Source organism: Eggerthella sp., from assembly GCF_048329335.1.
GTDB classification, from domain to species: Bacteria; Actinomycetota; Coriobacteriia; order Coriobacteriales; family Eggerthellaceae; genus Eggerthella; species Eggerthella lenta.
Genome location: NZ_DBFEGU010000299.1, coordinates 1 through 3,255 on the forward strand (window position 1 = coordinate 1; position 3,255 = coordinate 3,255).

The following is a 3,255-nucleotide window of genomic DNA, read 5'->3' on the forward strand; positions in this document are numbered from 1 at the left end:
GCGGTTCCATTTCCGGTCATCTCGTCACCATCCCGTATCAAATCATCAAACACATTCCGACATCTGCGCTGCTAGAAGCATAAATTGCCGTTCATGTTGGCGATAGGTCGAATTACCCTGTCTCCATCGAAATAACCGCCCCCGGAGCCATCTCGAGCCATCCGGGAGGCACGTTTCCACATCATGCGAAGGGAGGCGGCACGTTGCCGGAATCAAGGATAAGATCGGTCAGGGAGCTCAGATGCGGCGTGTGGGAGGTTGACATCATCGACGCGTCGCGCAAGAGGCTGCGAAGGAGGTTCCGGGCGGAAAGCGCGGACGGGGCGCGCGCGGCGGCGCTCGCGTCCCTGCCGGGGCCGAAGGCGTGCACGCTCGCCGAGGCGCTGGACCGCTACTTCGAGATCCTGACGGCCAAGGGGGCCGCCAGGAAAACCGTCGCGAACTATCGAAAGGAATGCAGGGCCCTCGGGGCGATAGCGGGCCTCGCCGTCGACTCGATAAGCCCCGCCTCGGCCGCGCAGGCGCTCGAGTCGGCCGAGTCCCGCGGCGTCTCGCGCGTGCGCTGCTACCGGCTCAAGACCATCTGCGCCGCCGCGGGCAGACATGCGCTCGCCGAAGGGCTGTGCGCCTCCAACCCGTTCTCCGAGGTCCCGTTCGACGTTCCCCGGCCGCCCAGGAAGAAGCGCCCGATCCCCCCGGCGGGCCTCAAGGCCGCGCGGGCGCTCGCCACATGCGGATCGGGGCATTCCGCCGCGGCCATCGGCCTCGCCCTCGGATGCGGCCTCAAGCCCGGCGAGATCTGCGGGATACTCGCCGACGACCTCGATGCGGAGCGCATGACCGTCACCGTCCGCGGAATCTGGCGGGAGAGCATCGGCGAGCCGAACTTCTTCGTCGCATATCCCGAGCCCTCCGTGACGCGGCTGCCGGCATGGCTCGGCGACGCGCCGCGCTCCTGGGCCGCCTCGGCCGGATCCAGGCTGCTGCTCGAGAAGAACGGCCGCCGCCGCGACGTGGAACACCTCAGGAGCGACACGAACGAGCTGCTGCGCATCGTTGGCGCCGGATGCACGCTCTACGGGCTCAGGCTCGCCCATGATGAAGAGGAGGATTGAGGAATATGCATTACGAAAGGGTCTCCCTCGCCCGTCGCGGCGGTTCATGGAGGATGAGCTACCGCGCGGTCTACGATGCCGAGCGCAAGGGCGATCGCAAGTGGGCCACGATCGGGGCGGCGGCGAGCCGCGCGGAAGCCGAGCACCTAGCGGCCGAATACCTCTACAACCTCCCCCGCGACCCGGAAGACGAGCGGCGGGCCGAAGCCATCGAGGCGACGGAGGGCCGCATGCCCACGGTCGGCGAGCTCAGGCGGGACGACATCGACCATGCGCTCGCCGTCGGCGCCATCGAGAAGTCGACGCATGCCGGCTATTGCCGCCACATCAGGCTCCTGGGCGACCTGGGGGAGATTCCAGTGGACAGGGTCACCGCCCAGGACGTGCAGCTCTACGTCGACTCGCTCGTCGAGGACGGGTACTGCTCCGAGACCGTGAACCATATGCTCTGGACGGTCAGGGACACCCTAGAGCTCGCCAGCTTCCGAATGCTCCGGCCCCCGCTCGACCTGCGCAGGATCCGCGCGCCCAAACACGACCGCCCGCTTCCCCGCGCGCTCTCCGCCGAAGAGAAGAACGCGCTGCTCGCCGCCCTCCCGTGCATCCGCGGCCCGCTCGACGCGATAGTGCGGCTCGCCCTGTTCGCGGGCCTCAGATGCGGGGAGATCTGCGCCCTGCGCTGGGCGAACGTCGATCTCAACCGCCGCATGGTGCGCATCACCAGCGCCATCGGCACCCTGCCCTCCTCCAACGGCTACCTCAAGGGGCCGAAGAGCCCGGCCGGCGTGAGGGCGCTGCCCATCGCGGACGGGCTCATGGAGGGGCTGGAGCGGCGACGGGCGGAGCAGGAGGCCCGCTGCCGCGACGCCGGCGTCCCGTTCACGGACGACATCTTCGTCGTCGGCGACATCGACGGCGCGTTCATGGTGCCGAGATACGCCAACCAGCTGTTCAGGACGTTCGTCCGGACGTTCGGCATAGGCGGCGGGAAGTGCGGCCTGCACCGCCTGCGGCACACCTTCGCCACCGAGCTCATCATGTCCGGGGTCAACCCGAAGACCGTGTCCAACTGGCTCGGGCACACGGACCCCTCCTTCACGCTGAGGATCTACGTGAGCTCCAGCCCGGAGAACCTGCGCGCGAGCGTCGATACCGTCAACGAGGTCATGGCGCTGCCGGAAGGCTACGACGGGCAGGGCTCCGAGCTGCCGGCGCGCATCCGGGGCCAGGAAAAGAAGGAGCCGGAAGAAGGGCCCCTACCCGATGCCGAGGCGATGCGGACGGTGAAGATCATCTCCTGGGAATCGCTCGCGTGCGGCTAGGCCGTGGCGCGGGCAGATGCGCAGGCGCGTTCCCGCGTCTGAGCATATATGCGTAAATAAGAAAATGCGCGAATGCGCGTATGCGCATGTACGCGTTTGGGTATATATGTATATATGAATCTGAACCGCGCCCGGCTTCCCGTGCGGGAAGGCCGCATTGCGCACGGCGCGGCGCGGGCGGATAATCGGCAGGCCGCGGCATACCGCCGCGCCATCATCCAAGGAGCGACCACCATGGGCCTTTTCAAATCGAAGCGCGACATCCCCGACGAGGAGATCTACCGCCCCGGGGACAGGTACTTCGACCCCGAGCTCGTCAAGTCCAGCGACCTCATGAGGCGCTGGTCGGACCTCTACAACGCACACGAGGCCTCGACCCATGTGGTCGAGGAGGGCTACACCGCGGAGATCGCCGTAGTCGGCACGCTCTACGACACCTTCTACATGACGGGCGACGTCGACGTGCCCGGCGCCGTCGAGATGTGCTTCACGCCCGAGCAGATCCGCGAGCACCCCGAATACGTCACGTACAACGCGTTCATCCCGCCCCACCAGCTCGGCTACACCATGGACGAGGTCGACACGTCGCGCACGCATTGCAGCGTCGTGAACTACGTCGCCGTGCCCGAGGGATATTCCGTCGCGCTCGGGCAGGACGGCCGGCTCCACCTCTACGACCCGCAGGACAACGTGTGCTGCGTCACGATGCCGAAGATGTTCCAGCCCTGGTTCGACATCGAGTCGCCCATGGGGCATATAGGCACCCAGGCGCGCCGCCGCTACCTCGTCAGCACCCGCAGCCCGTTCGAGGACGTCGG

Annotated in this window: 3 protein-coding genes; all 3 read left to right on the forward strand. The window is 67.2% G+C overall.

The window, feature by feature from the left end:
* Positions 1-248 precede the first annotated feature (248 nt).
* Entirely contained in the window at positions 249-1,115 is an 867-nt protein-coding gene (locus tag ACMO6A_RS09475) for a site-specific integrase (protein ID WP_418471156.1), read from the forward strand.
* Positions 1,116-1,120: 5 nt separating this feature from the next.
* Complete coding sequence (locus ACMO6A_RS09480) at positions 1,121-2,437, forward strand: tyrosine-type recombinase/integrase (protein ID WP_418471157.1); 1,317 nt, start codon at positions 1,121-1,123, stop codon at positions 2,435-2,437.
* Between the two features lie 234 nt (positions 2,438-2,671).
* A partial coding sequence (locus tag ACMO6A_RS09485; RefSeq protein WP_418471158.1) for a hypothetical protein occupies positions 2,672-3,255 on the forward strand: 584 nt, incomplete at its 3' end.